Here is a 26,009-nt window from a genome sequence, read left to right as displayed (position 1 = left end):
CTGCTCCACGTGCGGACAGCGGAAATGGCCGTACCCGCATCCTGATGTGCATTAAGTGCATAGGCGTTCGCACGACTGTGTTGGCTATCAGAAACGGGGTCTCTCGTGTCTAAATCTCTTGACAGTTTCAATTGTCGTTCCACGCTTTCCGTGAACGGGAAGGACTATGTCTATTACAGCCTGCCCAAGGCTGAGGCAAACGGTCTGCCCGGCGTTTCCAAGCTGCCCTATTCGATGAAGGTGCTGCTGGAAAATCTGCTGCGCTTCGAAGATGGCCAGTCGGTCACCAAGGAGCATATCCTGGCCGTTGCCGAATGGTTGAACAACAAGGGCGCGGTCGAAAACGAGATTGCCTATCGCCCGGCGCGCGTGCTGATGCAGGACTTCACCGGCGTTCCCGCCGTCGTCGACCTTGCCGCGATGCGCGACGCGATGGTGTCGCTCGGCGGCGATCCCGAAAAGATCAACCCGCTCGTTCCCGTCGACCTCGTCATCGACCACTCCGTCATCGTCGATGAATTCGGCACGCCGCAGGCTTTCGCCAAGAACGTCGAGCTGGAATATCAGCGCAATGGCGAGCGTTACCGCTTCCTGAAGTGGGGTCAGCAGGCCTTCAAGAACTTCCGCGTCGTTCCTCCAGGCACCGGCATCTGTCACCAGGTCAATCTCGAATATCTCGGCCAGACCGTCTGGACGAAGGAAGAAGACGGCGAGACGATCGCCTATCCCGATACTTGCGTCGGCACCGACAGCCACACGACGATGATCAACGGTCTCGGCGTTCTCGGCTGGGGCGTGGGCGGTATCGAAGCGGAAGCGGCGATGCTCGGCCAGCCGGTCTCGATGCTGCTGCCTGAGGTCATCGGCTTCAAGCTGACCGGCAAGCTCAAGGAAGGCGTGACCGCGACCGACCTCGTTCTGACCGTCGTGCAGATGCTGCGCAAGAAGGGCGTCGTTTCCAAATTCGTCGAATTCTTCGGCCCCGGCATGGACAACATGCCGCTCGCCGACCGTGCGACGATCGGCAACATGGGTCCGGAATACGGCGCCACCTGCGGCTTCTTCCCGGTTGACGGCGAAACCATCAACTATCTCACCATGTCCGGTCGCACGCATGACCGGATCGCGCTGGTCGAAGCCTATTCGAAGGCCCAGGGCATGTGGCGTGAAGGCGATGGTTCCGATCTGGTCTTCACCGACACGCTGGAACTCGACCTCGGCGACGTCGTGCCGTCGATGGCCGGCCCTAAGCGTCCGGAAGGCCGCATCGCGCTCGAAAACATCGCTTCCGGTTTCGCCGGCTCGATGGATGCGGATTACAAGAAGCCCGGTCAGCTCGGCAACCGCTATGCGGTCGAAGGCACGGATTTCGATCTCGGCCATGGCGACGTGGCGATTGCCGCCATCACCTCGTGCACCAACACCTCCAACCCGTCGGTACTGATCGCTGCCGGCCTTCTCGCCCGCAACGCCGTCGCCAAGGGCCTGAAGACCAAGCCGTGGGTCAAGACCTCGCTGGCGCCGGGATCGCAGGTCGTCGGCGAATATCTCGCCAAGTCCGGCTTGCAGGCCGACCTCGACAAGCTCGGCTTCAACCTCGTCGGCTTCGGCTGCACCACCTGCATCGGCAATTCCGGCCCGCTGCCGGCGCCGATCTCGAAGACGATCAACGACAAGGGCCTGATCGTATCCGGCGTTCTGTCGGGGAACCGCAACTTCGAAGGCCGTATCTCGCCTGACGTCCAGGCGAATTACCTGGCTTCGCCGCCGCTCGTCGTCGCTTACGCGCTCGCCGGCACCGTGCAGAAGGATCTCACCAAGGAACCGATCGGCGAAGACCAGAACGGCAATCCTGTTTATCTCAAGGATATCTGGCCGACCTCGCATGAGGTGCAGGAATTCATCCAGAAATTCGTCACCCGCGAGCTCTATGAATCCAAGTACGCCGACGTCTTCAAGGGCGACGTCAACTGGCAGGCCGTTCAGGTTCCGCCGGGCCAGACCTATGCCTGGGACGACAACTCGACCTATGTCCAGAACCCGCCCTACTTCGTCGGCATGGGCAAGAAGGGCACCGGCGTCGCTGATATCAAGGGCGCGCGCGTCCTCGGCCTGTTCGGCGACAAGATCACCACCGACCACATCTCGCCGGCCGGTTCGATCAAGGCGGCTTCGCCGGCAGGCGCCTACCTCATCGGCCACGACGTTGCGGTTGCCGACTTCAACCAGTACGGCACACGCCGCGGCAACCATGAAGTGATGATGCGCGGCACCTTCGCCAACATTCGCATCCGCAACCACATGCTTGGCCCGAACGGCAAGGAAGGTGGCTACACCATCCACTACCCGTCGAAGGAGGAGACCTCGATCTACGACGCCGCCATGCAGTACAAGTCCGAAGGCGTGCCGCTCGTCATCTTCGCCGGTGTCGAATACGGCAACGGCTCGTCGCGCGACTGGGCTGCCAAGGGTACCAACCTGCTCGGCGTCAAGGCGGTGATCGCCCAGTCCTTTGAGCGCATCCATCGCTCGAATCTGGTCGGCATGGGCGTCATCCCCTTTGTCTTCGAAGAGGGCACGACCTGGCAGAGCCTCGGCCTGAAGGGCGACGAACTCGTTACCATCGAGGGCCTCGACAAGATCAAGCCGCGCGAGCGGAAGATTGCCAAGATCACCTATAGCGACGGCACCGTTAAGGACGTTCCGCTGCTGTCGCGCGTCGATACGCTCGACGAGGTGATCTACCTCAACAATGGCGGCATCCTGCAGACGGTGCTGCGCGATCTCGCTGCCTGATTTTCAGAGCATGATGCCGAAAAGTGTGAGCGGTTTTCGGACGACATCATGTTCTTCTTCTTTGATGTAGATCCGGATTCAGATTTTAGGCCGGGCCGGCCTAAAATCATCCGGGTCTAGGAGAGTTGATTGATAATGGCCGCCGGAGAGCAATTTCCGGCGGCTTTTCTTTGCGGCGACAGTCTTTGCCGGAGGCTCACGATGATTTGTTTCAGCTGCGTTCCGGCCGAGCTGTGGTCTCACCCGTTCGTGATTTTTCGTTTGGACCGGGAAGGATTATTCGTACTCTGATATCTCAGAGCCTTCGGTTCCAAAACGCCGGCGCTGAAAAAGAGGTGCAGGTGAATGTCCCCCCGTTTCTTGATTTCGCTGATCGCCGGCATTGCTTTTGCAGGCTCGCTGCATGCCGAAGACGGTAAGCCCAGAGGCGTCGTCGAGCTTTTCACGTCGCAGGGCTGCTCCTCCTGTCCTCCCGCTGATGCCGCCTTCCGCAAGCTGGTGAACCAGGGCGACGTCATCGCGCTCGCCTATCATGTCGATTACTGGAATTATCTCGGCTGGGCCGATACGCTGAGCTCCAAGGAAAATACCGAGCGGCAGTACGGCTACGCCAGGACGATGGGCCGCAGCAACGTCTATACGCCGCAGGCGATCGTCAACGGGCGCGGCCATTTGGCCGGCGCCGATCTCACCGGTATCAACAGCAAGATCGACACATACAGCATCGAAGGCAACGGGCTGACCGTTCCCATCAGCGCGGCGATGCGCGGCGACGAGCTGGAGATCAAGATCGGCGAAGGACAGGGCAAGGCCAATGTCGTGATGGTCTATTTCGACAAGGAAAAGACGATCGACGTCGAAAAAGGCGAAAACAGCGGCAAGAAGATCTCCTATCTGCACAGCGTCACCAATGTCGAAACCGTCGGCATGTGGGACGGCAAGGCGACCAGTCTGACGCTGCCGGCGAGCGTCCTGCAGCGACCGCAGCTCGAGGGCTGCGCGATCCTGCTGCAGTCGGCGACGGCCGACGGCGATCCGGCAGCGATTCTCGGCGCAACCGTGGTGATGGCGGGAAAAAATATCTGATATTTCGCCCGATGACGGGTGAAATGCCGGGCGGCCCGGCCGAGCGTATTCGGGGCTGGGGTTAAGGTCGATACGCTCCGCCGGGCCCTTTGGCGCGCTGGCGCCAAACCGGGATGCATAAATCCCCTGCAAATGAGGCGCTGTTTTGACTGAAATGCGGCACAGGGGAGAAAGCATTGCTTGGTCCCCAACGAAGGTGCCTGGACGTGCGGCGCTGCGGTACGGCCAAATGTGAGGAGCCGCACTCTTGCAATTTGCGGCGGCTCGGGCAAACTGTCACTCTCCTGTCACAAGCGGAGGCCTTGGAGACCTGATGACAGATCAGCCGGATTTGCGACACGGCGAAAGCCGCTCCGTCGACAATAGTTCCTCGGTCGTCGTCGATCTCAGGGAGTACAAACAAAGCAAGGATCCGCTTCCGGTGACCTTCCACCGGCGTGAGCTGGACGCGATCCTCTGGATCTACGGCCGCATGGTCGGCGAGGGGGAATGGCGCGATTACGCCATCGACCATCTGAAGGACAGAGCAGTCTTTTCCGTCTTCAAGCGCTCCGGCGAGATGCCGCTCTTCCGGATCGAAAAGAACCCGAAGCTTGCCGCCAAACAGGGCGCCTATTCTGTCATCAACGTCAACGGCATGATCCTGAAGCGCGGGCACGAGCTGAATCAGGTCCTCAAGGTGTTCGACAAGGCATTGAAACTCGTCGATAAATAATTCTCATCAGCCCGGAAACAACGAACCGGGATAGGTGGAGGGATCCGGATCGGTCGTCATGCCCTCGCCGAGGCTGCGCTGCATGAGCATCGTGTCCAGCCAGCGGCCGTGCTTGTAGCCGGTGCCCTTCATCAGTCCGACCTCCACAAAACCTGCCTTCAGATGAAGCGCAATCGAGGCCGGGCTCGCGCCGCCGATGACGGCTACCATCTGACGAAAGCCAAGCGCGGTGCAGCGGTCGATCAGCTCGACCATCAGTGCCTTGCCGATGCCACGGCCGCGGGCTTCGGGCGCCAGGTAGATCGAATCCTCCACCATCCAGCGATAGGCGGGGCGGGTGCGGAAGGCCGACGCATAAGCGTAGCCCAGGAGTTTCCCGTCAGCATCGGTTGCGGCGACATAGGGATATTGCTGGCTGACGATCGCGGAAAAACGCTGGGCCATTTCGGCCTCGGAGGGCGGCGCAATCTCGTAGCTTGCAACGCCATTCAAGACCGAGTCACGATAGATCTCCGTAATGGCGGGGATGTCGGCTTGGGAGGCGTCGCGCAGGAGGAAGGACATCGGGCGGCAGGTCCATCGGAAGAGCAGGCTCCTCTAAAACCACCCCTGCGAAACCGGCGCAACAAAAAAGGCGGCCGAAGCCGCCTTTTCGATCTCAATGCGCCTGTTATCTGCGGTTGCCCATGAACTGCAGCAGGAACATGAAGAGGTTGAGGAAGTCGAGATAGAGCGTCAGTGCGCCCATGATCGCCTTGCGACCGGCGACAGCGACGTCATCGGCTTCGAAGTAGAGTTCCTTGATCCTCTGCGTGTCGTAGGCGGTGAGGCCTGCGAAGATCAGCACGCCGATCACCGAGATCGCGAACTGCAGCGCGGATGAAGCCAGGAAGATGTTGACGAGCGAGGCGATGATCAGGCCGAAGAGACCCATGATCAGGAACGAACCCATCGCCGACAGGTCACGCTTCGCCGTATAGCCGTAAAGCGACAGCGCGCCGAAGGAGGCGGCGGTGACGAAGAAGGTCTGAACGACGCTCTGGCCCGTATAGACCAGGAAGATCGACGAGAGCGACAGCCCTACCAGGCCGGCGTAGATCCAGAAGGTGGTCTGAGCGGCGGACACGCTCATCTGATGAATGCGGAAGCTCAGGAAGAAGACGACCGCAAGGGGGGCAAGGATCACGACCCAGCGCAACGGCGACTGGAACAGAAGCGCGCCAAACTGGGTGAGCTGGCCGTCCTGGACCGCGAAGTTGAATCCGAGATATGCGGCCACGCCGGTGATCGCCAGGCCCAGCGCCATCAGGTTGTAGACCTTGAGCATATATGCGCGCAGGCCTTGATCAATCATCTCGCCGGTCTGGACGCGGCTTTGATAGTTACGAAGATCAGCCATAGTTTCCTCTTACAAGCTCCGAAGGAGATACGGTGTCGGGGTTCTCGACCCGGGCGCCGCTGCGGAGCTCCAGCATGCCTGCAGACAATATGAGGCCTTAGCCCTTTGCAAACAAGGGGCTTGCAAAGGCGCGGACGGTTAAATCGCCGTAAGGTGAAGGCTTTGGGGCGGCGCCAGAGCGGTTCAGCTTTTCAAGGAAACGCAGAACCGCTCGAACCTTTTGGATATATGCAATCCCGCAAAAGCGCTTCGCGCTTTGCCTGGGAAAACCGCTTCGCACTTTCCTGGAATTGCTCTCAAAGCTCGCGCAGCACAGGCGCGGCCTTCTGCCCGAGGATGCGCCAGGTGCCGACGAGGCCGATGCCGACGGTCAGAACGAGTGCCGTCACCAGCGTCAGTCCTGCCACATCAGGCAGGAAGGCAGAGGGCAGTCGCATGATGCGGGCGACGATGAACCAGGCGGCAATACCGCCGGCAAAGAGTGCGAAGATCGCGGTTGCCAGTCCGAGGATCAGATATTCGTAGCTGAAGGCACGAATCAGCATGGCGCGCGTGGCGCCGAGCGTCTTCAGCACCACCGCGTCGTGGGTGCGGGCCCTGTTGCCGGCGGCGAGCGCCCCGGCAAGAACAAGAATCGAGGCGATGAGCGCCACCGATGCGGCGGCTCGGATCGCGGTCGCAAGCTGGGCGACGAGCTGGTTGACGATATCGATCGCGTCCTTGACGCGCACGCTGGTGATCGTCGGATAGGTATTGGTGACGGATTTCAGAATTGCCGCATCTTCGGCCGGCGTCGAGGAGGGATCGGTCAGCGTCGCCAGCCAGGCATGCGGGGCGCCGCGGAAGGTGTTCGGCGAGAAGACCATGACGAAATTGATCGACAGCGATTCCCACTGAACACGGCGCAGATTGGCGATCTTGGCCGTGATATTGCGCCCCAGCACGTTGACGGTGACGCTATCGCCGATCTTCAGGCCGAGTTCATGCGCCTCTTCGGAGGAGAAGGAGACCAGCGGCTCGCCGTTGTAATCCTTGTCCCACCAGCTGCCTTCGGTGAGCGCGGCATTTTCCGGCAGCGTGTCGGCGTAGGTGATGCCGCGGTCGCCGTTCAGCACCCAGCGGCCGGCGGCCGGCACGTTCATCTTGGTGACGTCCTCGCCGTTGAAGGCGATGATCCGGCCGCGCAGCATCGGCACCTCCATCAGCTTGCCCTTCGGCGCCTGCGCCTGGACAAGATTGCGGAAGGCGTCGACCTCGGCACTCTGGATATCGACGAAGAAGAAGTTGGGTGCACCCTCGTTCATGCGGCCGGTCAGCTGCTGGCGCAGGTTGCCGTCGATCAAGGTCAGGGTCACCAGCAATGCCAGGCCGAGGCCGAGCGAGAGCACCACTGATGGCGTCAGCGCGCCCGGGCGGTGGATGTTGCCGATCGCGAGCCTCAGCGCCGGCGAGTGAACGCGCGGGCTGCGGCGCGCGAGCCAGGCAATCAACGCGGCGACGAGGCGCAGGACAACGAAGGCAAAGACGATTGCGCCGACGAAGACGACGGCGATGAAGCGATCATAGGCGGTGAGGATGGCAAGGCCGGCAAGGGCTGCCATGAAAAGGGCGGCAAGCAGGATATAGGGCCAGGACGGCAGACGGCGGGCCTCGAAGCCCTGCTCGCGGAAGAGTGCGGTCGCGGGCACTTCGCGGGCATGGCCGAGCGGCAAAATGGCGAAGGCGAGCGTCGTCAGGATGCCGAAGAGCGTCGCAAGGAGCAGCGCGCCGGGATAGAGGGTCGGCGCGGTTGAGACCGGCAGGAATTGCGCCAGGAACTGCGCCGCAAAGATCGGCGACAGGGCGCCGATGACGAGGCCGATCATGATGCCGCCAAGGGCGATGATGGCGATCTGAAAGAGATAGATCAGAACGACAACGGCGGCCGGAGCGCCGAGGCATTTGAAGGTGGCGATGGTGGTGCGCTTGGAATCGAGGAAAGCGCGTACGGCATTGGCGACACCGACGCCACCGACGATCAGCGCAGTCAGGCCGACCAGCGTCAGGAATTGCGAGAAACGGGTGATGTTCTCGGTGAGCGAGGGTGCTGCGCGGTCGCTGGTGCGGATCGACCAACCGGCGGAGGGAAACTCCTTGGAGGCGCGCGCCTGGATGCCCGAGATCGCGTGCTTGTCTTCCAATCGGATCTTGTAGGCGTGTTCGACCAGGCTTCCGGTCTGGATCAGCCCCGAGGCTTCGAGCGCCTGTCGGCTGACGAGCAGACGCGGCGCAAAACCGAAGCCTTCCGACAGCGCGTCCGGCTCGGTTTTGACAGTGCCGGTAATGCTGAGCTTGACATTGCCGAGCAGCAATTCGTCGCCGACCGCAAGGCCAAGCCGATCGAGAAGCAGCGGGGCGGCGACCGCGCCATAGGTGCCGCCTTGGTCGGAGAGCAGGGCTGTAAGCGGATAGTCCGGTTCGGCGATGAACCTGCCGTAGAGCGGATAGGCGTCGTCGATGGCCTTGACCTCGACCAGCGCCTGGTCGGAACCGTCGGGCTTGCGGGCCATCGAGCGCAGGCCCGTTGAAACCGAAACGGTTCCCAGGCCCTGAAGGAAGCTCATTTCCTGAGGTGTCGCCTGGCGATTGTTGAGTTCGAAGCGGACGTCGCCGGCCAGCAACTCCTGCCCCTGCGAGGCGATCGTGTCGGTGATCGACTGCGAAACGGAATTGACGGCGGCGATCGCACCGGTGCCGAGCGCGATGCAAGCCAAAAAGATGTAGAAGCCACGAACGCCGCCGCGCAGTTCGCGGAGCGCCAGGCGAAAAGCGAGCGCGACGCGTGGCGTGACCATGCTCATGCGATTGCCGCCTCGCTGCGGCGGGCTGCGCTGTCGCCCTCGATCCTGCCGGAACGGACGCGGATCTGGCGCGAGCAGCGGTTTGCCAGCGAGACGTCGTGGGTGACGAGAAGCAGGGTCATGCCGCGTTCGGCCTGCTTGGCGAAGAGAAGATCGGCGATCTGTCGGCCCGTTTCGGTATCGAGATTGCCTGTGGGCTCGTCGGCAATCAGCAAGGCGGGCGAGGGAGCGAGCGCTCTGGCAATCGCCACGCGCTGTTGCTCGCCGCCGGAAAGCTGGCCGGGATAGTGGTTCAGCCGTTCGCCGAGACCGACCGAACTCAGTTCGCGATGGGCGATTTCGAAGGCGTTGCTGATATTGGCGAGCTCCAGCGGCACCGCGACGTTTTCCAGCGCCGTCATGTTGGCGATCAGATGGAAGGACTGGAAGACGATGCCGATATTGCGGCCGCGGAAATCGGCGACCTCATCCTCACTCAGGGCGTGGAGCGGCGTGTCATTGATATTGATTTCGCCACTGTCGAGCTTTTCCAGTCCGGCAAGCACCATCAGCAGAGTGGATTTGCCGGAGCCGGAAGGGCCGACGATGCCGACGGATTCGCCAGCGGCGATATCGAGATCGATGCCCTTCAGAACATGGACGGAGGCGGCCGCACTGCCAAGGGTGAGATCGGCGCCCTTCAACTCGATGATGGTTTTTGCCAACAGAAATCGCCCTATATTAATCTCTAACGCAATGGCCGCATAACGGCACCTCGCCAATCTAGGGAAGCCAGAATGAGATTTAAAGTTGCCGCGCTTCAATTCACCGTCATCGCGGTGTCGCTGATCTTTGCCGTGGGCGCAAATGCGCGGACGATCAACCTCGTCGGGCTCGGGGACAGCCTGATGGCGGGTTATCAGCTGCCGCCCGGCGAGGGCTTTCCGGAAAAGCTGCAGACGGCGTTGAAGGCCAAGGGACTCGACGTTTCCATTGCCAATGCCGGGGTCTCGGGCGACACCACGACAGGTGGGCTTGCCAGGGTCGACTGGTCCGTCCCCGACGGCACCGATGGCGTTATCCTCGAGCTTGGCGCCAATGATGCGCTGCGCGGTATTCCGCCGGAAGAAAGCGAGAAAAACCTCGACCAGATGATCGCCCGGCTCAAGGCGCGCGGCATAGCGGTGCTGCTTGTCGGCATGATGGCGCCGCCGAACATGGGAGCGGATTATGCGGCGCGCTTCAATCCGATTTATCGGAAACTTTCCGACAAATATGGAGTTCGACTTTACGCCTTCTTCCTCGACGGGGTTGCGCTCGATGCGGGGCTGAAGCTCGATGACGGCATGCATCCGAACGCGAGAGGTGTCGACGTCATGGTCGAGAAAATGGAAGCTGATGTCACAAATTTCATCGATACGATTTCTTCTGTGAAGAATTAGGGGCTTGCACGGCCATTGATTGCGTGATTCCGTGTAAGCACCTGCAAAAGATTCGGGGAGTGCTCGTTATGCCGAGACTGTTTACCGCCCTCGAAATTCCGCGCAATGCGGCAATGAGCCTTTCATTGCTGCGCGGTGGCCTCCCCGGAGCACGATGGATCGATGTGGAGAATTACCACATCACGCTGCGCTTCATCGGTGATGTCGACGGTCGTACGGCCGATGAAATCGTTGAGCGCCTCGACCGGATCGATCGGCCGGAATTTCAGTTCCGGCTCGAAGGCATCGGGTCCTTCGGCTCGAAGAAGCCGCATTCGGTCTGGGCAGGCGTTTCTCACTCGCCTGAGATGTACGCCCTGCAGGGCGAGATCGAACGGATCTGCCAGCGCATCGGCCTGCCGCCGGATCCGCGCAAGTTCACGCCGCACGTGACGCTGGCCCGGCTGAAATCCTCGCGGCTCGACGATGTCGTGCAATACCTGAGTGGGCGCGGCAACTTCCACACCGCGACCTTCACGGCGCCGCGTTTCGTGCTGCTTTCATCGCGCGAATCGGTCGGCGGCGGGCCCTACCTCACCGAGGAAGTGTTCCCGCTGCACGAAGTACGTTCGGCGACCAGCGTTTCGAGCAGGCTGCTGCAGCCGGTCAAGAGCTTGGTATAGAGCAGCTCGAAACCTTCCGGACCGCCATAATAGGGGTCGGCAATGTCCTCCCCCGTTCCCAGCGCGATATCGCCGAACAGCTGGATATTCGCCTCGGGAGAGGTGATCCTGTTGAGTTCAGCCACGTTGTCGCGGTCCATGGCGACGATCAGATCGACACTGACGAAATCGATCGAACGGATGCGCCGGGCACGTTGCCCTGCTATGTCGATGCCATGGCGGCGGGCAACAGCGATCGAACGACGGTCGGGCGGTTCACCTTCATGCCAGCCGCCGGTGCCGGCGGAATCGATCGTGAAACGATCTCTCAGCCTCGCCTGGTTAACAAGGTGGGTAAAAATTCCCTCCGCGAGCGGAGAACGGCATATATTGCCCATACAAACGAAAAGGATGCCGATGTCTTTCATCGGTAACCTGCTGACGGATGAGAGGATCATGGCATGAAACAGGAAAGACTGGAACGGGCAGCGGCCGAGGAACGACTGGCCGAGCTTTCAGGCTGGGCGCTCAATGATGCGGCCTCTTCGATCTCGAAATCGTTCAAGTTTTCAAATTTCATCGAGGCCTTCGGCTTCATGACACAGGCAGCGATTACGGCCGAGAAACTCAACCACCATCCCGAATGGTTCAACGTCTATTCCCGGGTGGATGTGACGCTGAACACGCATGATGCCGGCGGGCTGACGGAACTGGATTTCAAGCTCGCCCGGGCGATGGACAAGGCGGCAGCACGCGGTGCCGTTTGAAGATTGAAAGCCGAAAAGCCGTCACCATATGTTCGCATGGACGAAAGGATGTCAGGGATGGACGAGGTCAAATTCGGGGAAATCCTGCTGCCGGGCGACGAGGACACCCAGAGCCGGCGGGAGAAAACCGTACGGCAGAAATTCTGGCCGACGTTCCGGCGGGCCGTGCGGCAAATTCCCTTCTCGCGCGACGTCGTCGCCGGTTTCTACTGTGCGCTCGATCCGCAGACGCCGACCAAGGTCCGCGGCGTGCTGCTTGCAGCGCTCGCCTATTTCGTCATGCCGGTCGACATGATCCCGGATATTTTCGCCGTCATCGGCTTTTCTGACGACATCGCCGTGCTTTCCGCCGCCTTTGCCATGGTGCGCGGTCATATCCGGCCGAGCCATTACGACGCGGCGGACCGCGTGCTTGCCGACCGGCCCGTGGACACAATGAAAACGATTTGAAGGCCACGGCGCGGTTCACCTGAGTTCCTGCTCCAGCATCTTGCGAAGCTTTCCAAAAGCAAGCCGAATACGTGATTTCACCGTGCCGAGCGGCAGCCCGGTCGCTTCGGCGATCTCAGAATGCGATTGGCCGAGGAAGAAGGCGGCACGCAGCATGTCGCGCTGTTCTTCGGGCAGCTGTTCGACCGCGGCGCGCAGCTTGGCGTCGCGATCGCCACTGGCGATGATTTCATCGGCGCCGATCTCGGCCGATGGCAGCAGGGTCGGGTCGGTTTCGTCGAAAGTACGGGTGCCGGTGCGGCGCCGCAGATCGATGCGGCGGTTGCGGGCGATGCGAAAAAGCCAGGTCGACAGAGAAGATCGCGTCGCATCGTAGAGATAGGCCTTGTGCCAGAGCACGATCATGATCTCCTGCACCAGCTCTTCGGCCTCGCCTGATGTCATCTTCTGGCGCATCAGCCAGCTCTTCAGTCGCGGCGCGAAATAGTCGAACAGGATGGAAAAGGCCTGCTGGTCGCGATCATCTGCGACAGCCTTTGCGAGGGCAGCGAAACGCCGTCTTTCCCAGGCATCCATGTTGTCTCACCAGCCCCCGCGGCGAAAATTTCGTCCCGGATTTCCAAAGTCTTAATGAGGTACAGCGGATTTTTGAAAGGTCAAACTCTTGCCTGAATCTTTGTGTCTTAAGTTCAGCCGAACGGCCAGCCGGTGCCATCGGCGCACCGGCATCGCAGCCGATTTCGGCAAGGGGCAAAAGTGGTAGTCGAGCTGAAATGACACAGGCACATACAAATCGCAGCTATTGTTGACCATTTGGTAACCTGAATTAAGTCAAAATAAAGCAGATCGTGATTATGCGGCGCCCGCTATGATCGCTTCGGGCCTTGAATCGCAAGAACCGGCAGGAATCCATGTTTGTAAGAAGTATCGTATCCGCCCTCGCCCTCACCCTGACAATGGCCGGAGTGGCGGCAGCGCAGCAGGCCGCGCCGACCCGCATTCAGCAGTTCCAGGCTTGGGGCGCCTATTCCTATAAGTCGGGCAACAGCACTGTGTGCTACGTGCTATCCGTTCCAACGGCAAAGCAGCCGGCAAGCGTCGACCACGGCGACAATTTCTTCATCGTTTCGCAGCGTCCGGGCCAGAACATCTCCTACGAGCCGCAGGCGATGATGGGCTACACGGTCAAGGAAAATTCAAAGATCAACGTCGTCATCGACAACAAGACCTTCGTGATGTTCACCAAGGACAAGGCCGGCTGGGTGGAGAACGCGGCGCAGGAGCCGGCCCTCGTCGCAGCGATGAAGACCGGTCATTCGATGACGGTCAATGCCGTCTCGCGCAAGGGCACGGGCACGTCCTACAGCTATTCGCTCTCGGGCATCTCGGCAGCGCTGAAGCAGATCGAAAGCTGCAAGTAGGCGGGACTTCCAGTCACAAAGTTTCAAGAGCCGGCCTTGTGCCGGCTCTTGCCATTTCCATCTATAGTGACGCGCGGGCAAAATGATGCTAAAGGCCGCGCAAACAGCGGACAGATCGCGATATCAGTCGCCGTCCGCCATCAATTTCTGCCAATGTGCCGTCATGCCTCCGCAAGTCTTCCGGATCAAATCCTGAAGTCCGCGGCTTGCGGAACGGTTACGTGTTTTAATTCGAGGTCAGAAGCCTATGTCCGTCATGGATGCGATCGTCGTCAACAAACCTCAGGCCGCGCGCCCCTCTTCCGGCGCCGAGAAGCCGTCGTTGATCGGGCTCTCCCGCGAGGAAATGGCGGCGGCGCTCCGGGAAAAAGGTGTACCCGAAAAGCAGATCAAGATGCGCGTCTCGCAGCTCTGGAACTGGATCTATGTGCGCGGCGTCTCCGATTTCGACCATATGACCAATGTCGCCAAGGACATGCGTGAGATGCTGAAGACGCATTTCACCATTGCGCGTCCGGAAATCGTCGAGGAGCAGGTCTCCAACGACGGCACGCGCAAATGGCTGCTGCGTTTTCCCGCGCGGGGCGCAGGCCGCCCGGTCGAGATCGAGGCCGTCTACATTCCGGAAGAGGGCCGCGGCACGCTCTGCATCTCAAGCCAGGTCGGCTGCACCCTGACCTGCTCCTTCTGTCACACCGGGACACAGCGGCTGGTGCGCAACCTGACGGCGGAGGAAATCCTGTCGCAGCTGCTGCTCGCTCGCGACCGGCTCGGCGATTTTCCGGATCGTGAAGCGCCGCAAGGCACGATCATGCCTGCAGAGGGCCGCAAGGTCAGCAATATCGTCATGATGGGCATGGGCGAGCCGCTCTATAATTTCGACAGCGTCAAGCAGGCGCTGCTGATCGCCACGGATGGCGACGGCCTGTCGCTGTCCAAGCGACGCGTGACGCTTTCCACCTCCGGTGTCGTGCCGGAGATCTTCCGCACTGGCGAGGAGATCGGCGTCATGCTGGCGATCTCGCTGCATGCGGTGCGAGACGACCTGCGCGACATCCTCGTGCCGATCAACAAGAAGTACCCGCTGAAGGAGCTGATCGACGCCTGCAAGGCCTATCCGGGCCTTTCCAATGCGCGGCGCATCACCTTCGAATATGTGATGCTGAAGGATGTCAACGACAGCCTCGAAGACGCGAAAGGTTTGATCAAGCTCCTGAAGGGCGTGCCGGCGAAGATCAACCTCATTCCGTTCAATCCGTGGCCCGGCACCAATTATCAGTGTTCGGATTGGGAGCAGATCGAGAAATTCGCCGATTTCATCAATTCGGCCGGTTACGCCTCGCCGATCCGCACCCCGCGCGGCCGCGACATCCTTGCCGCCTGCGGCCAGCTGAAATCGGAATCCGAACGCATGCGCAAGACAGAGCGCCTGGCCTTCGAGGCAATGATGATCGCCAATCACGGCGCCGACGACTGATCAGCAAGTTTGATCCTCGCTGCAATTCTCCTGCATTGATTTAAGCATGCGCTTTTCCTAATAGTGCCGCCAAAATCATTCAGGAGGACATCCATGCGCCCGATTCTGCTCGCTCTTGCCGCCACTTTGGCGCTTTCCCTGCCCGCCAAGGCCGATGATGTGACCGTTGCCGTGACGGCGATCGTCGAGCATCCCGCGCTCGATGCCGCCCGCAGGGGCGTTCTCGACGTGCTGACGGCCGCCGGCTACAAGGAAGGCGAGAACCTGAAATTCGTGTTCGAATCGGCGCAGGGCAATCCGGCGACGGCGGCCCAGATTGCCCGTCAGTTCGCCGGTGATGAGCCCAATGTCATCGTGCCGATCTCCACGCCCTCGGCCCAGGCCGTCGTGTCGGCGACGCGCGACATTCCGGTCGTCTTCACGGCCGTATCCGATCCGCTCGGCGCCCAGCTCGTCAAGAACATGGATAAGCCCGGCGGCAATGTCACCGGCCTTTCCGACATGTCTCCCGTCGGCGAGCATCTGGCGCTGATCAAGGAAATCGTACCGAAGGCCAAAACAATTGGTTACCTTTACAATTCTGGTGAGGCGAATTCCGTTTCGCTGCTCGCAGTGTTGAAGGCCGAAGCCGAGAAGGCCGGCTTGACGGTCGTGGAGTCGGCGGCCACCAAGTCCGCCGAGGTTCAGGGTGCGGCGCGCGCCCTCGTCGGTCGCGCCGATGCGATTTATGTTCCGACCGACAACACCATCATCTCCGCGCTCGAAGGTGCCGTCGCGGTTGCCGAAGAAAGCAAGCTGCCGCTCTTCACCGCCGATACGGATTCGGTATCGCGCGGTTCGATCGCCGCCCTCGGCTTCAACTATTACGATGTCGGCAAGCAGACGGGCGAGATCGTCGTTCGTGTGCTGAAGGGCGAGAACCCGGGCGATATCGCAGTCAAGACCGCTGCCGGCAGCGATCTGGTGGTCAACAAGGCTGCCGCGGCCAAGATGGGCGTCACCCTGCCCGAGAGCGTGCTTTCGCGCGCCAACAAAGTCATCGAGTAAGCGCTCATCTTTACATCAACCATTCACATTCAGCCGCTCCCGTTTGCGCGGGGGCGGCTGAAGTATTAAAAGGCTGCGGTTTCGCGACGGGCGGAACGGAAACAAAAAGGGGCTGAAAGCCTTGAGCCAAATCGCATTCTGGGGGGCCGTCGAGCTCGGCCTGGTCTATTCCTTCGTCGCCCTCGGCGTCTATCTCGCCTTCCGCGTCCTCGATTTTCCCGACCTGACGGTGGACGGTTCCTTTCCGCTCGGCGCCGCAGTGACAGCCGTTCTGATCATTGCCGGCGTCAATGCCTGGCTTGCGGCTTTGATCGCGATGGCGGCAGGGGCGGGCGCGGGCATGGTGACGGCGCTGCTCAATGTGCGCTTCAAGATCCTCAACCTGCTTGCCTCGATCCTGACGATGATCGCGCTGTTTTCCGTCAATCTTCGAGTGATGGGAAAACCCAATGTCGCGCTCATCAATGCCGATACGATGATCAGCCCGTTCTTCGGTCATGGCCTGCGTGATTTCTACGTGCGGCCGCTCTTCGTCGGCGTTCTCGTCGTCGTCGCGCTGATTCTGGTCTGGCGTTTTCTGGAAAGCGATGCCGGGCTTGCGATGCGCGCGACCGGCGCCAATGCGCGCATGGCCCGCGCCCAGGGCGTCGACACCAGCCGGCAGATCTATCTCGGCATGGCGATTTCGAACGCGCTGGTGGCCTTCGGTGGCGCCTTGTTTGCCCAGACCAACGGCTTTGCCGACGTCACTTCGGGCGTCGGCACGATCGTCGTCGGTCTTGCCGCCGTCATCATCGGCGAGACGCTGCTCGGACGCCGGGGTCTGCTAATCGCGCTCGTCGGCTGCGTGCTCGGCTCGATCCTCTACCGCATCGCCATCCAGCTGGCGCTGTCGAGCGACGTTATCGGCCTGCAGGCCTCCGACCTCAATTTCGTGACGGCAGTGCTGGTGACCTTCGCACTCATTCTTCCCCGTCTTCGCCGAGGTGCCGCATCGTGATCAGCGTCAGGGATATCAAGGTCGTCTTCGGACGCGGCACGCCGCTGCAGAAGCAGGCGCTGAACGGCGTCAGTCTGACCATCGAACAAGGCTCCTTCGTCACCGTCATCGGCTCCAATGGCGCCGGCAAATCGACGCTGCTCGGCGTGCTCGCCGGCGATGTCATCCCGAGCGAAGGACAGGTTCTGATCGGCAAGAGCGATGTGACGCGCAAATCGACGGCGGCCCGCGCCGGCCTGGTGGCGCGCGTCTTCCAGGATCCGCTGACGGGCAGCTGCGGCTCGTTGTCGATCGAAGAGAATCTTGCTCTGGCCGCCCGGCGCGGTGAAAAGCGCGGCCTTGTGCCCGCGCTCGGCGGCAAGCGCCGCGACTATTTCAAGGAGCGGATCGCCGAGCTCAATCTCGGGCTGGAAAACCGGCTGAAGGATCGCATGGATCTGCTTTCGGGCGGGCAGCGGCAGGCCGTGTCGCTCGTCATGGCGACCCTTGCCGGCTCGGAAGTGCTGCTGCTCGACGAACATACGGCAGCGCTCGATCCCGGCATGGCCGAGTTCGTGATGAACCTCACGCAGAAGATCGTTGCCGAGCGCAAGCTGACGACGATGATGGTCACACATTCCATGCGCCAAGCGCTGGATTACGGCCACCGCACGATCATGCTGCATGGCGGCGAGATCGTTCTCGACGTGGCGGGTGACAGCAGGAAGGGCCTACAGGTCGAAGATCTGATCGCCATGTTCCGCAAGATGCGCGGCCAGACGCTCGATGACGATGCTTTGCTGATTGGCTGAACCTACAGCGTGCCGATCGGATAAACCGACAGCGTGCTGATCGGCTGAGCCGACCGCGACCTATCGAGCCTGGGTGAGCAGGATTTTGGCGGCGAAGATCGAGAAGACGCTGGCGAAGGTGTAATCCATGCCGCGCAGAACCTTCTTGTTGTTCTGCAGCCAGGATGCCAGCCAGTCGGCGGCAAAGACGACGGCGGCATTGACGGGCATACCGATCAGGATGAAGCAAAAGCCGAGAAACAGCAGTTTACGCGTGACGGCGGGATCGCCGGCGCTGACGAATTGCGGCAGGAAGGTCATGAAGAAGATGATGACCTTGGGATTCAGGAGATTGACCCAGAAGCCGGATGAGATGTTGGCAAGCGCGGTGCCCTTCTGCGTCTCGATCTTGGCAACGATGAGCTTCGAGCCGAAGCGGATGGCCTGCACTGCGAGCCAGAACAGATAGGCCGCGCCGCCGGTCTTCAGGATCAGAAAAGCCGTTGGTGAGGCGGTGATCAGCGCCGAGATGCCGAAGGCGACCAGCATGGTGTGGACGACGATGCCGAGGCTGGTGCCGACGACGACGAAGAGGGCAGACTTCTTGCCTTGGGCCAGCGCGCGGCTGATCGACAACGTCATGTCAGGGCCGGGCGTCGCCGCAAGGAGGAGCGTCGCGGCGGCAAAGGCCAGAAGTGTTGGAAGGCTGGGCACGAAATCCATGGCACTCTCTGCAAGCCGGACAACCCTGACGATCTCTAAACCGGCTTTCAGAAAATTACCAATCAAACCTCCTGATGTCGCCGATCACTTCTGCTCCAGGAAGGCCTTGAACTTGTCGGCATAATCCTTGTGCCAGCGCGACAGCGGCGGGCGGTTCTCGATGATGTCGCCGGCCGCCCAGGCCATGCGGCGTTCATCGACCGGGCGGGGTACGTCGTTGTCCGGGCAGAGGATATAGAAATCGCCGCGTTCCAGGCTTTCGACCATGAAGTCGACCGTCTGTTCCGGTGTCCAGGCGCCGGCCGGCTTTTCCGCGCGGTCGCCCTTGGTGAGACCGGTGAAGACGAAGCCGGGGATCAGCAGATGCGCGGAGATCTTCGCGTCTTTGGTGTTGCGAAGCTCATGCTCGAGCGCTTCGGTAAAGACTTTCACGCCAGCCTTGGAGATGTTGTAGGCGGGGTTGCCCGGCGGCGTGGTGATGCCCTGCTTCGAGCCGGTATTGATGATCAGGCCAGGCTCGCCGTGGGACAGCATTTTCGGCCCGAAGACGCGCGTGCCGTTGACGACGCCCATCAGGTTGACGGCGAAGATATGATCCCAATTCGCCTGCGCACTGAAGATCGAAGTCTCCGGACCGATCCCGGCATTGTTCATCAGCACATGCACACGGCCGAAACGCTGGAGCACGGCGCGTTCGAGCGCCTCCAAGGAGTCCCTACTGGCGACGTCGGTCTCGACCGCCATGACATCTTCTTCGCCGGCAATGGCCTTGAGTTCGTCGGCGGCGGCGGCCAGCCGATCGCCGCCGAGATCGGCGATGACGACACTCATGCCGCGTCCGGCGAAATATTTCGCCGCCGCCAGGCCGATGCCGGAGGCACCGCCGGTGACCACGGCAACATTGGATTTTTTGAAAATGTCTTGAATATTCGTCACGGGGAGCCCCTCCTCGATCATTGCTAGGACGTTGGCGAATATGGGCTCCGCTTTCGCACTGTCAAACGCTATCGGCGCCGGCGGTGTCGCACTTGCCCTTGCGTCACGCGCCAATCTCGCTAAAAGTGCCGCGACACCGGGTTTTCGCCGGCCTTTATGCAACGGACCTCATCATCATGGCATCATACAAAGACGTGAAGAAAGTCGTGCTCGCTTATTCTGGCGGCCTCGACACCTCGATCATCCTGAAGTGGCTGCAGACGGAACTCGGCGCCGAAGTCGTCACCTTCACCGCCGATCTCGGCCAGGGCGAGGAGCTGGAGCCGGCGCGCAAAAAGGCCGAAATGCTGGGCATCAAGGAGATCTATATCGAGGACGTCCGCGAGGAATTCGTGCGCGACTTCGTCTTTCCGATGTTCCGCGCCAATGCCGTCTACGAGGGCGTCTACCTGCTGGGCACCTCGATCGCCCGTCCGCTGATCTCAAAGCACCTGATCGATATCGCCCGCAAGACCGGCGCCGACGCGATCGCCCACGGCGCGACCGGCAAGGGCAACGACCAAGTTCGCTTCGAGCTCTCCGCCTATGCCCTGAACCCCGACATCAAGATCATCGCGCCGTGGCGCGATTGGGCGTTCAAGAGCCGCACCGAGCTGTTGGCCTTTGCTGAACAGCATCAGATCCCGGTCGCCAAGGACAAGAAGGGTGAGGCTCCGTTCTCCGTCGACGCCAACCTTCTGCATTCCTCTTCCGAGGGCAAGGTTCTCGAGGACCCTGCCCAGGAGGCGCCGGAATATGTGCATATGCGCACGATCTCCCCGGAAGCAGCGCCCGACAAGGCGACGACAATCAAGGTCGGCTTCCGCAAGGGCGATGCCGTGTCGATCAACGGCGTCGAGATGTCGCCGGCGACGCTGCTCGCGACGCTCAACACCTACGGCCGCGACAACGGCATCGGCCGTCTCGATCTCGTCGAGAACCGCTTCGTCGGCATGAAGTCGCGTGGCGTTTACGAGACGCCCGGCGGCACGATCCTGCTCTCGGCGCATCGCGCCATTGAATCGGTCACGCTCGACCGAGGTGCCGCCCATCTTAAGGATGAGATCATGCCGCGTTACGCCGAGCTGATCTATTACGGCTTCTGGTTCTCGCCGGAGCGCGAGATGCTGCAGGCGCTGATCGACAAGAGCCAGGAGCATGTCGAAGGCGAAGTGACGCTGAAGCTCTACAAGGGCAACGTCATGGTCATCGGCCGCGAAAGCGAAAAGTCGCTCTACTCCGACACGCTCGTCACTTTCGAGGATGACCAGGGCGCCTACGATCAGAAGGACGCAGCCGGCTTCATCAAGCTCAACGCGCTGCGCCTGCGCACGCTCGGCAAGCGCAACCTCGGGAAGTAATCACGGAATTCGTCTTCGGACGGACATCAGCCCGCCGGCATTGCCGCGCGGGCTTTTTTTATGGAATGCGTGGCAAGCGCGCCGATATCTCTCGGGGCATTCAAGATGACCGGATTGCGCCAACAACGGTCATCAATCGTCGCTGTTCGCGCGCCATCGCCTGCGTCTGGGTCTTGCCGATACCCCTCTCCGCGAAGGGTCAACAACCCCAGTTGACATGATCGTAAAATGGTGTCACTACAAGAGACATTAATACATCATGAGAGACATAATGTCCCAACAGTCGCCCACACGAAAGTACAGCTCTCCCTTGCGGGAGTCGCAGGCCCAGGAAACAAGGGAGCGCATCCTGCGCGCCACCTCAGACCTTCTCAACGGCAATGCGTTCGCGGACATTTCCATGGACGATGTCGCGCGGTCTGCCGGGGTGGAGAGGCGAACCGTGTTCCGACATTTCGCAACGAAGGAAGCGCTGTTCGACGCGTTCTGGGTCCGCATTAACCAAAGCATGAATGCGGCGACCCTTCCGACGACCCTGGAGGAGCTTCTTCGCTCGCCCCTCGACGCCTTTCCGCAGTTCGACAAGAACGAAGGTATCATTCGCGCCAGCCTTCATACGCCAACGGGTCACGCCATGCGGATGCGGACGGTCAAGGCACGGCGCACCGCGTTCCGAACGTGCCTTGAAGAGGCCAATCTGGATGTAAATTCCAAGAGCGCCCGCAAGGTCGAGGCGCTCTTCCACCTTCTCTACAGCGCCAGCGCCTGGGAAACGCTTAAGGACTACGGCGGATTGACGGGGAAGGACGCGGGACAGGTCGCGTCCTGGGCGATGCAGGCGCTGTTGAAGGCGGCCGAGACCGACGAGAACTGATCACACACATGCCGGCGAGGGCCGGCTTAACGATGGAGACGATGATGGATCAAGCATTCAAGACACGAGACACTGCGGACGCCCTTTGGGTCATTCGCGACAAGGTGCAGTTCATGGGCGAAGTGCCGGAGAAGGGCTTGTCGATCCTGGAGGTGACCGTGCCCCCCGGTTCCGGTACGCCGCCGCACAAGCACGAATCCGTGGAGATATTCCGGGTCCTGAGCGGCGAGATTACCTTCACGGTGTTCGACAGCGTACCTCCCTCGCAAATGGTCGCGCGGCCCGGCGACGTTCTCACCCTGCGCTCCTTCCAGCCGCACAATTATGCCAATACCGGAAGCATCCCCGCGCAGATGATCGCCGTCGTGGAAAACTCGATGAGCCACTTTTTCCGCGACGTCGGCCAGAGCGAAGTTCCGCCAGATGGCCCTCCTTCGGCCGAGGAAATCGGCGCCGTATTGGCGGCGTGCCAGAGGCATGGAATTGAGGTCCTAGGCAGCTGATGGTGGCCGGGCGACGGCGACATCCGTCGCCCTCCCAACCGACCACGACCCGTTGCGGAAGCGCCCTGGACGCGGCGGCAGGCTCGAGCCCGGCCGACGCCAACCGGAAGGTGATGACGATATGCAGATTGCGATTGGAGCGGTTCAGCTTTTTACGGACGCGCAGAACGGCTCCGACCTTTTCATGGCCGTGCCATCGCCCTTGACGGATGCCTGCCATCGCTTAGTCTGCTCCGGTCATTCTTCGGAGCATTTTCATGACGCAGTCCCTGCTTTTCGGCGCCTTTCTGGCGGCGCTGTTCTACGTGCTCATACCAGGCCCCGCCTTTCTGCAACTGCTCGGCATCGGCGCCGGGCAGGGGCGCAAGGCCGGCGCCTTGTTCATGATGGGGCATCTGGTCGGAGATCTCATCTGGTCGTCGCTGGCGCTGATTGCGATCGTCGGCGCCAAGACAATCGGGACCTTCGTCTTCGATCTGCTCGGGCTCGCCTGCGGCTTCTACCTCGCCTGGATCGGCTGGGGCGCCGTCAATGCCAAGCCGAAAGCGGATGGGCAGGCGCTTGTTATGGTCGAGCGGCCGTTCCGGCGTGGCCTGATTTTCGGGGTCACCAATCCGAAGGGGTACCCGGTGGCGCTTGCCACCTTCACGGCGCTGGTCGCGGGCTCGGCCGGTGCACTCGATTTCGAGGCGCTGCCGGTGCTTCTCGTTGTGTCCTTTCTGGGGTTTGTGACCGCCGACATCATCCTGATCGGCGTCATCGGCGCGGGTGCGGTGCGGCGCTTCTATCGCGCACATGAGCGGCTGATCGTGCGCTCGTCCGGCGTGCTGTTCATGGGCTTTGCCGCACAGGCGCTATGGCACGCAACGCCAGGCCTCATCGGTTGGCGCAAGGCCTGACTTAGGAACCGGATGTATCATCCTGTTCTAAACTGGATAATGAGAGCATGATGTCGTCCGAAAAATCGCTCAGACTTTTCGGCATCATGCTTTGATCAGCCATCCAGAAAGTTGACGATTGATTTCAGCGTCTGAACCTCATGAGGATCGCCGATCGACATGGCGACCTGCAGTTGGTTCTTATAATAATCGAGGAAATTGAAACTCGTGCCGTCGGTGACGCTGGAGAGATCGATGATATTGCCCAGCGGATCGATCGCATGCATCGGCAACGGTTCGGAGATCGCGGCGTAAGTGTGCTGATCGATCAGACCGCTATCGAAGCTTTGGCGGGCGTAGTTGCGCAGCTCGCCAGGGCTGACGGCGGTGAAATCCGGCCCCTCGTCGAGATTATCTTCGATGTGAAACGAAACCGGTGCCGGAGCCTTGGTCTCGATTTGAATATCGGCAGTCTTCGAATTTCTTGCGTTATTAGGGTTGTTTTTAAATAGCAAACTCTGAGAAGACCGCAGGGAAAAAATTTCCATGGCGCATGTCCCCTGGCAGGAAGATCACCGGGAAACTAGCGCCTGTGCCTGATTCGCGTCAATCGTTAACAAACCGTTAATTTTCAACTGTCAAATCTTGTCCACCGGCATTGGTTGACGTGCGTCAGATCGCCGAACGAGGCAAAAGGCCCCTTGCCACGACATACCAATTCCGTGATGGCTCTCCTATATTGACCATCCGTTCGCATACCAAAAGGAATTCTCCGATGGCTTCTCCCCATGATTTCAATCCGGCGCTCGTCAACTGGGACGCTCTCCACGGCCTGCCGCGGTTCGATGCCGTCGATGACGGCGATTTTTCCGCCGCTTTCGACGCCGCACTCGCCGCGCATGAACAGGAGATCGACGAGATTGCCGGAAACAGCGATGCGCCGACCTTCGACAATACTGTGGTGGCGCTGGAGATTGCCGGCGATGCGCTCTCGCGCGTTTCGGCGCTGTTCTGGAACAAGGCGGGCGCACATACCAACGAAGTCATCCAGGCGCTGGAGCGTGAGATCTCGCCGAAGATGTCACGCCACTATTCAAAGATCGGGATGAACGCCGCGCTCTTTTCCCGCATCGATGCGCTTTGGGAGACGCGCGAGAGCCTGGGGCTGACGCTGGAGCAGACGCGGGTGCTGGAACGCCATTGGAAGGGTTTTGTCAAATCCGGCGCCAAGCTCGAAAAACCCGAGCAGGAGAAACTTGCGGCGATCAATGAAAAACTCGCGGGCCTCGGAACACAGTTCGGTCAGAACGTGCTGGCCGATGAGAAGGCCTGGGCGCTCATCCTTTCCGAGGGCGCGGAACTCGACGGGCTGCCGGAATTCCTGCGCGACGCGATGGCGGCGGCGGCGCGCGAACGCGGCGAGGAGAGCAAATATGCGGTGACGCTGTCGCGCTCGATCATCGAGCCATTCCTGACCTTTTCGGAGCGCCGCGATCTGCGCGAGCAGGCGTTCAAGGCTTGGGTGGCGCGTGGGGCAAACGGCGGGGAAACCGACAACCGCGCCGTCATCAAGGAAACGCTGGCGCTGCGCCATCAGGTGGCGAAGCTTCTCGGCTACGGCAATTTCGCCGAGCTGAAACTCGACAACACGATGGCGAAGACGGCAGATGCGGTGAACGGCCTGTTGAAAGCCGTCTGGGCGCGGGCGGTGAAACGCGCCGGCGAGGAAGAGGTCGACATCGCGACGCTGATCGCCGAGGAGGGCCGGAATCATGAGGTAATGCCCTGGGACTGGCGCCACTACGCCGAAAAGATCCGAGCCCGGAAGTTCGATTTTTCCGAGGCCGAGCTCAAGCCTTATCTGCAGCTCGAAAAAATCATCGACGCCTGCTTCGACGTGGCCGGCCGGCTGTTCGGCATCCGCGCGGTCGAGAAGAAGGGTGTCGCGGCCTATCACCCCGACGTCAGGGTGTTCGAAATCAGGGATCGGGACGACAGGCTGGTCGCCCTCTTCCTCGGCGACTATTTCGCCCGGAGCTCGAAACGCTCAGGCGCCTGGATGAGCTCGCTGCAATCGCAGCACAAGCTGCAACTGAAGAACGGCCGCCGCGGCGAGTTGCCGATCATCTACAATGTCTGCAATTTCGCCAAACCCGCCGAAGGCAAGCCGGCGCTGCTGTCGCTCGACGACGCCCGCACGCTGTTCCATGAATTCGGCCATGCGCTGCACGGCATGCTTTCAAACGTCACCTATCCCTCGGTCTCCGGCACCGGCGTCTCGCGCGATTTCGTCGAGCTGCCCTCGCAGCTGTACGAGCATTGGCTGACGGTCCCCGCCATCCTCAAGAAATATGCCGTGCATTTCGAGACGGGCGAGCCGATGCCGCAGGTGCTGCTCGACAAGGTGCTGGCGGCCCGCACCTTCAATGCCGGCTTCAATACGGTCGAGTTCACCTCGTCGGCGCTTGTCGACATGGCGTTTCATACGCGACAGGCCGTCGACGACCCGATGGCGGTGCAGGCGGAGGTGCTGGCCGAGATCGGCATGCCGAAATCGATCGTCATGCGCCACGCCACACCGCACTTCCAGCACGTCTTCTCCGGCGGCTATTCGGCCGGCTATTATTCCTACATGTGGTCCGAGGTGCTTGACGCCGACGCCTTTGCCGCCTTCGAGGAGACGGGCGACGCCTTCAACGGCGAGATGGCGAAAAAGCTCAAGGAAAATATCTATTCCACCGGCGGCTCGGTCGATCCGGAGGATGCCTATAAGGGCTTCCGCGGCAAGCTGCCGAGGCCGGATGCGATGCTCGTCAAGAAGGGACTTGCGACCTTCGAGGAATTGACAGGCAGCGACGCTTAAGA

General features: G+C 60.9%; 26 protein-coding genes. 17 read left to right on the top strand and 9 right to left on the bottom strand.

Annotation, left to right across the window (positions count from 1 at the left end):
• The first annotated feature begins 105 nt into the window (after nt 1-105).
• The 3 genes from acnA to AMK02_RS19980 all read left to right on the top strand — a co-directional run bounded on the left by acnA (nt 106) and on the right by AMK02_RS19980 (nt 4,597).
• The gene (acnA, locus tag AMK02_RS19990) at nt 106-2,796 is read left to right on the top strand and encodes an aconitate hydratase AcnA (RefSeq protein ID WP_064805511.1); all 2,691 of its coding nucleotides are present in this window, start codon (nt 106-108) and stop codon (nt 2,794-2,796) included.
• Nucleotides 2,797-3,141: 345 nt separating this feature from the next.
• Nucleotides 3,142-3,882 carry a DUF1223 domain-containing protein gene (locus AMK02_RS19985; protein ID WP_064805509.1) on the top strand — a complete coding sequence of 247 codons (741 nt, stop codon included), beginning with the start codon at nt 3,142-3,144 and terminating at the stop codon, nt 3,880-3,882.
• Between the two features lie 313 nt (nt 3,883-4,195).
• Complete coding sequence (locus AMK02_RS19980; RefSeq protein ID WP_064805507.1) at nt 4,196-4,597, top strand: DUF2794 domain-containing protein; 402 nt, start codon at nt 4,196-4,198, stop codon at nt 4,595-4,597.
• A gap of 6 nt (nt 4,598-4,603) precedes the next feature.
• Here AMK02_RS19980 and AMK02_RS19975 read toward each other — a convergent pair whose 3' ends face one another.
• The 4 genes from AMK02_RS19975 to AMK02_RS19960 all read right to left on the bottom strand — a co-directional run bounded on the left by AMK02_RS19975 (nt 4,604) and on the right by AMK02_RS19960 (nt 9,540).
• Complete coding sequence (locus tag AMK02_RS19975; protein ID WP_064805505.1) at nt 4,604-5,161, bottom strand: GNAT family N-acetyltransferase; 558 nt, start codon at nt 5,159-5,161, stop codon at nt 4,604-4,606.
• A gap of 106 nt (nt 5,162-5,267) precedes the next feature.
• Complete coding sequence (locus tag AMK02_RS19970; protein ID WP_064805503.1) at nt 5,268-5,996, bottom strand: Bax inhibitor-1/YccA family protein; 729 nt, start codon at nt 5,994-5,996, stop codon at nt 5,268-5,270.
• Nucleotides 5,997-6,292: 296 nt separating this feature from the next.
• Nucleotides 6,293-8,836: an ABC transporter permease gene (locus tag AMK02_RS19965; protein WP_064805501.1), complete on the bottom strand. Its 2,544-nt coding sequence runs from the start codon at nt 8,834-8,836 to the stop codon at nt 6,293-6,295.
• Nucleotides 8,833-9,540, bottom strand: coding sequence for an ABC transporter ATP-binding protein (locus AMK02_RS19960; RefSeq protein ID WP_064805499.1), 708 nt, complete (start codon nt 9,538-9,540; stop codon nt 8,833-8,835). Before AMK02_RS19960 ends, AMK02_RS19965 begins: the two co-directional genes overlap by 4 nt.
• Before the next feature lie 72 nt (nt 9,541-9,612).
• Between AMK02_RS19960 and AMK02_RS19955 the strand changes: the two genes are divergently transcribed.
• Both AMK02_RS19955 and thpR read left to right on the top strand, forming a co-directional pair.
• The gene (locus AMK02_RS19955) at nt 9,613-10,257 is read left to right on the top strand and encodes an arylesterase (RefSeq protein ID WP_064805497.1); all 645 of its coding nucleotides are present in this window, start codon (nt 9,613-9,615) and stop codon (nt 10,255-10,257) included.
• A 68-nt stretch (nt 10,258-10,325) separates the two neighbouring features.
• Nucleotides 10,326-10,919 (top strand): RNA 2',3'-cyclic phosphodiesterase, encoded by a 594-nt coding sequence (thpR, locus tag AMK02_RS19950; RefSeq protein WP_064805495.1) that lies wholly within the window; start codon nt 10,326-10,328, stop codon nt 10,917-10,919.
• Here the strand turns inward: thpR and AMK02_RS30285 are convergent.
• Nucleotides 10,826-11,326 (bottom strand): low molecular weight protein-tyrosine-phosphatase, encoded by a 501-nt coding sequence (locus AMK02_RS30285; protein WP_082929686.1) that lies wholly within the window; start codon nt 11,324-11,326, stop codon nt 10,826-10,828. The genes thpR and AMK02_RS30285 overlap by 94 nt on opposite strands.
• 33 nt (nt 11,327-11,359) lie before the next feature.
• Here AMK02_RS30285 and AMK02_RS19940 point away from each other — a divergent pair, with 33 nt between their 5' ends.
• Complete coding sequence (locus tag AMK02_RS19940; protein ID WP_064805491.1) at nt 11,360-11,665, top strand: 4a-hydroxytetrahydrobiopterin dehydratase; 306 nt, start codon at nt 11,360-11,362, stop codon at nt 11,663-11,665.
• A 57-nt stretch (nt 11,666-11,722) separates the two neighbouring features.
• Nucleotides 11,723-12,115: a YkvA family protein gene (locus AMK02_RS19935; protein WP_064805489.1), complete on the top strand. Its 393-nt coding sequence runs from the start codon at nt 11,723-11,725 to the stop codon at nt 12,113-12,115.
• A gap of 15 nt (nt 12,116-12,130) precedes the next feature.
• Here AMK02_RS19935 and AMK02_RS19930 read toward each other — a convergent pair whose 3' ends face one another.
• Nucleotides 12,131-12,691, bottom strand: a complete 561-nt coding sequence (locus tag AMK02_RS19930) for a sigma-70 family RNA polymerase sigma factor (protein ID WP_064805487.1) — start codon at nt 12,689-12,691, stop codon at nt 12,131-12,133.
• Between the two features lie 335 nt (nt 12,692-13,026).
• On the opposite strand from AMK02_RS19930, the gene AMK02_RS19925 reads away from it, so the two are divergent.
• From AMK02_RS19925 to AMK02_RS19905, 5 genes are all read left to right on the top strand, one after another.
• Nucleotides 13,027-13,536: an invasion associated locus B family protein gene (locus AMK02_RS19925; RefSeq protein WP_064805485.1), complete on the top strand. Its 510-nt coding sequence runs from the start codon at nt 13,027-13,029 to the stop codon at nt 13,534-13,536.
• 247 nt (nt 13,537-13,783) lie between these two features.
• Nucleotides 13,784-15,013, top strand: coding sequence for a 23S rRNA (adenine(2503)-C(2))-methyltransferase RlmN (rlmN, locus tag AMK02_RS19920; protein ID WP_064805483.1), 1,230 nt, complete (start codon nt 13,784-13,786; stop codon nt 15,011-15,013).
• 93 nt (nt 15,014-15,106) lie between these two features.
• Complete coding sequence (locus AMK02_RS19915) at nt 15,107-16,060, top strand: ABC transporter substrate-binding protein (protein ID WP_064805481.1); 954 nt, start codon at nt 15,107-15,109, stop codon at nt 16,058-16,060.
• Nucleotides 16,061-16,181: 121 nt separating this feature from the next.
• Entirely contained in the window at nt 16,182-17,060 is an 879-nt protein-coding gene (locus AMK02_RS19910; RefSeq protein WP_064805479.1) for an ABC transporter permease, read from the top strand.
• On the top strand, nt 17,057-17,851 hold the full coding sequence (locus AMK02_RS19905; protein ID WP_064805477.1) for an ABC transporter ATP-binding protein: 795 nt from the start codon (nt 17,057-17,059) through the stop codon (nt 17,849-17,851). The genes AMK02_RS19910 and AMK02_RS19905 overlap by 4 nt, the downstream gene beginning before the upstream one ends.
• A gap of 60 nt (nt 17,852-17,911) precedes the next feature.
• Here the strand turns inward: AMK02_RS19905 and AMK02_RS19900 are convergent, their stop codons facing one another.
• Together AMK02_RS19900 and AMK02_RS19895 are read right to left on the bottom strand one after the other, a co-directional pair.
• Nucleotides 17,912-18,553 (bottom strand): LysE family translocator, encoded by a 642-nt coding sequence (locus AMK02_RS19900; protein WP_064805475.1) that lies wholly within the window; start codon nt 18,551-18,553, stop codon nt 17,912-17,914.
• Nucleotides 18,554-18,637: 84 nt separating this feature from the next.
• Complete coding sequence (locus tag AMK02_RS19895; protein WP_064806393.1) at nt 18,638-19,489, bottom strand: SDR family NAD(P)-dependent oxidoreductase; 852 nt, start codon at nt 19,487-19,489, stop codon at nt 18,638-18,640.
• Between the two features lie 176 nt (nt 19,490-19,665).
• On the opposite strand from AMK02_RS19895, the gene AMK02_RS19890 reads away from it, so the two are divergent.
• The 4 genes from AMK02_RS19890 (at nt 19,666) to AMK02_RS19875 (ending at nt 23,165) form a co-directional block, all read left to right on the top strand.
• Entirely contained in the window at nt 19,666-20,889 is a 1,224-nt protein-coding gene (locus AMK02_RS19890; protein ID WP_064806391.1) for an argininosuccinate synthase, read from the top strand.
• A 271-nt stretch (nt 20,890-21,160) separates the two neighbouring features.
• Nucleotides 21,161-21,763, top strand: a complete 603-nt coding sequence (locus tag AMK02_RS19885) for a TetR/AcrR family transcriptional regulator (RefSeq protein WP_064805474.1) — start codon at nt 21,161-21,163, stop codon at nt 21,761-21,763.
• A gap of 41 nt (nt 21,764-21,804) precedes the next feature.
• Nucleotides 21,805-22,266, top strand: coding sequence for a cupin domain-containing protein (locus tag AMK02_RS19880; RefSeq protein WP_237352966.1), 462 nt, complete (start codon nt 21,805-21,807; stop codon nt 22,264-22,266).
• A 257-nt stretch (nt 22,267-22,523) separates the two neighbouring features.
• Nucleotides 22,524-23,165: a LysE family translocator gene (locus AMK02_RS19875; RefSeq protein WP_064805472.1), complete on the top strand. Its 642-nt coding sequence runs from the start codon at nt 22,524-22,526 to the stop codon at nt 23,163-23,165.
• Between the two features lie 95 nt (nt 23,166-23,260).
• Here the strand turns inward: AMK02_RS19875 and AMK02_RS19870 are convergent, their stop codons facing one another.
• Nucleotides 23,261-23,692 carry a hypothetical protein gene (locus AMK02_RS19870; RefSeq protein ID WP_064805470.1) on the bottom strand — a complete coding sequence of 144 codons (432 nt, stop codon included), beginning with the start codon at nt 23,690-23,692 and terminating at the stop codon, nt 23,261-23,263.
• A gap of 227 nt (nt 23,693-23,919) precedes the next feature.
• Between AMK02_RS19870 and AMK02_RS19865 the strand changes: the two genes are divergently transcribed.
• Nucleotides 23,920-26,007 (top strand): M3 family metallopeptidase, encoded by a 2,088-nt coding sequence (locus tag AMK02_RS19865; protein ID WP_064805468.1) that lies wholly within the window; start codon nt 23,920-23,922, stop codon nt 26,005-26,007.
• The last annotated feature ends 2 nt before the right edge of the window (nt 26,008-26,009 follow it).

The organism is Rhizobium sp. N731 (assembly GCF_001664145.1).
Lineage (GTDB): Bacteria > Pseudomonadota > Alphaproteobacteria > Rhizobiales > Rhizobiaceae > Rhizobium > Rhizobium esperanzae.
This window is presented reverse-complemented; position numbering and strand designations above follow the sequence as displayed.

Bases quoted from the DNA above. Each gene is read 5' to 3' on its own strand.
- AMK02_RS19885 (WP_064805474.1), top strand. From the start codon at position 21,161: ATGTCCCAACAGTCGCCCACACGAAAGTACAGCTCTCCCTTGCGGGAG.
- AMK02_RS19965 (WP_064805501.1), bottom strand. From the start codon at position 8,836: ATGAGCATGGTCACGCCACGCGTCGCGCTCGCTTTTCGCCTGGCGCTC.
- AMK02_RS19935 (WP_064805489.1), top strand. From the start codon at position 11,723: ATGGACGAGGTCAAATTCGGGGAAATCCTGCTGCCGGGCGACGAGGAC.
- AMK02_RS19880 (WP_237352966.1), top strand. From the start codon at position 21,805: ATGATGGATCAAGCATTCAAGACACGAGACACTGCGGACGCCCTTTGG.
- AMK02_RS19940 (WP_064805491.1), top strand. From the start codon at position 11,360: ATGAAACAGGAAAGACTGGAACGGGCAGCGGCCGAGGAACGACTGGCC.
- AMK02_RS19915 (WP_064805481.1), top strand. From the start codon at position 15,107: ATGCGCCCGATTCTGCTCGCTCTTGCCGCCACTTTGGCGCTTTCCCTG.
- AMK02_RS19980 (WP_064805507.1), top strand. From the start codon at position 4,196: ATGACAGATCAGCCGGATTTGCGACACGGCGAAAGCCGCTCCGTCGAC.
- AMK02_RS19955 (WP_064805497.1), top strand. From the start codon at position 9,613: ATGAGATTTAAAGTTGCCGCGCTTCAATTCACCGTCATCGCGGTGTCG.
- AMK02_RS19985 (WP_064805509.1), top strand. From the start codon at position 3,142: ATGTCCCCCCGTTTCTTGATTTCGCTGATCGCCGGCATTGCTTTTGCA.
- AMK02_RS19865 (WP_064805468.1), top strand. From the start codon at position 23,920: ATGGCTTCTCCCCATGATTTCAATCCGGCGCTCGTCAACTGGGACGCT.
- AMK02_RS19930 (WP_064805487.1), bottom strand. From the start codon at position 12,691: ATGGATGCCTGGGAAAGACGGCGTTTCGCTGCCCTCGCAAAGGCTGTC.
- rlmN (WP_064805483.1), top strand. From the start codon at position 13,784: ATGTCCGTCATGGATGCGATCGTCGTCAACAAACCTCAGGCCGCGCGC.
- AMK02_RS30285 (WP_082929686.1), bottom strand. From the start codon at position 11,326: ATGAAAGACATCGGCATCCTTTTCGTTTGTATGGGCAATATATGCCGT.
- AMK02_RS19900 (WP_064805475.1), bottom strand. From the start codon at position 18,553: ATGGATTTCGTGCCCAGCCTTCCAACACTTCTGGCCTTTGCCGCCGCG.
- AMK02_RS19870 (WP_064805470.1), bottom strand. From the start codon at position 23,692: ATGGAAATTTTTTCCCTGCGGTCTTCTCAGAGTTTGCTATTTAAAAAC.
- thpR (WP_064805495.1), top strand. From the start codon at position 10,326: ATGCCGAGACTGTTTACCGCCCTCGAAATTCCGCGCAATGCGGCAATG.
- AMK02_RS19875 (WP_064805472.1), top strand. From the start codon at position 22,524: ATGACGCAGTCCCTGCTTTTCGGCGCCTTTCTGGCGGCGCTGTTCTAC.
- AMK02_RS19970 (WP_064805503.1), bottom strand. From the start codon at position 5,996: ATGGCTGATCTTCGTAACTATCAAAGCCGCGTCCAGACCGGCGAGATG.
- AMK02_RS19925 (WP_064805485.1), top strand. From the start codon at position 13,027: ATGTTTGTAAGAAGTATCGTATCCGCCCTCGCCCTCACCCTGACAATG.
- AMK02_RS19975 (WP_064805505.1), bottom strand. From the start codon at position 5,161: ATGTCCTTCCTCCTGCGCGACGCCTCCCAAGCCGACATCCCCGCCATT.
- AMK02_RS19890 (WP_064806391.1), top strand. From the start codon at position 19,666: ATGGCATCATACAAAGACGTGAAGAAAGTCGTGCTCGCTTATTCTGGC.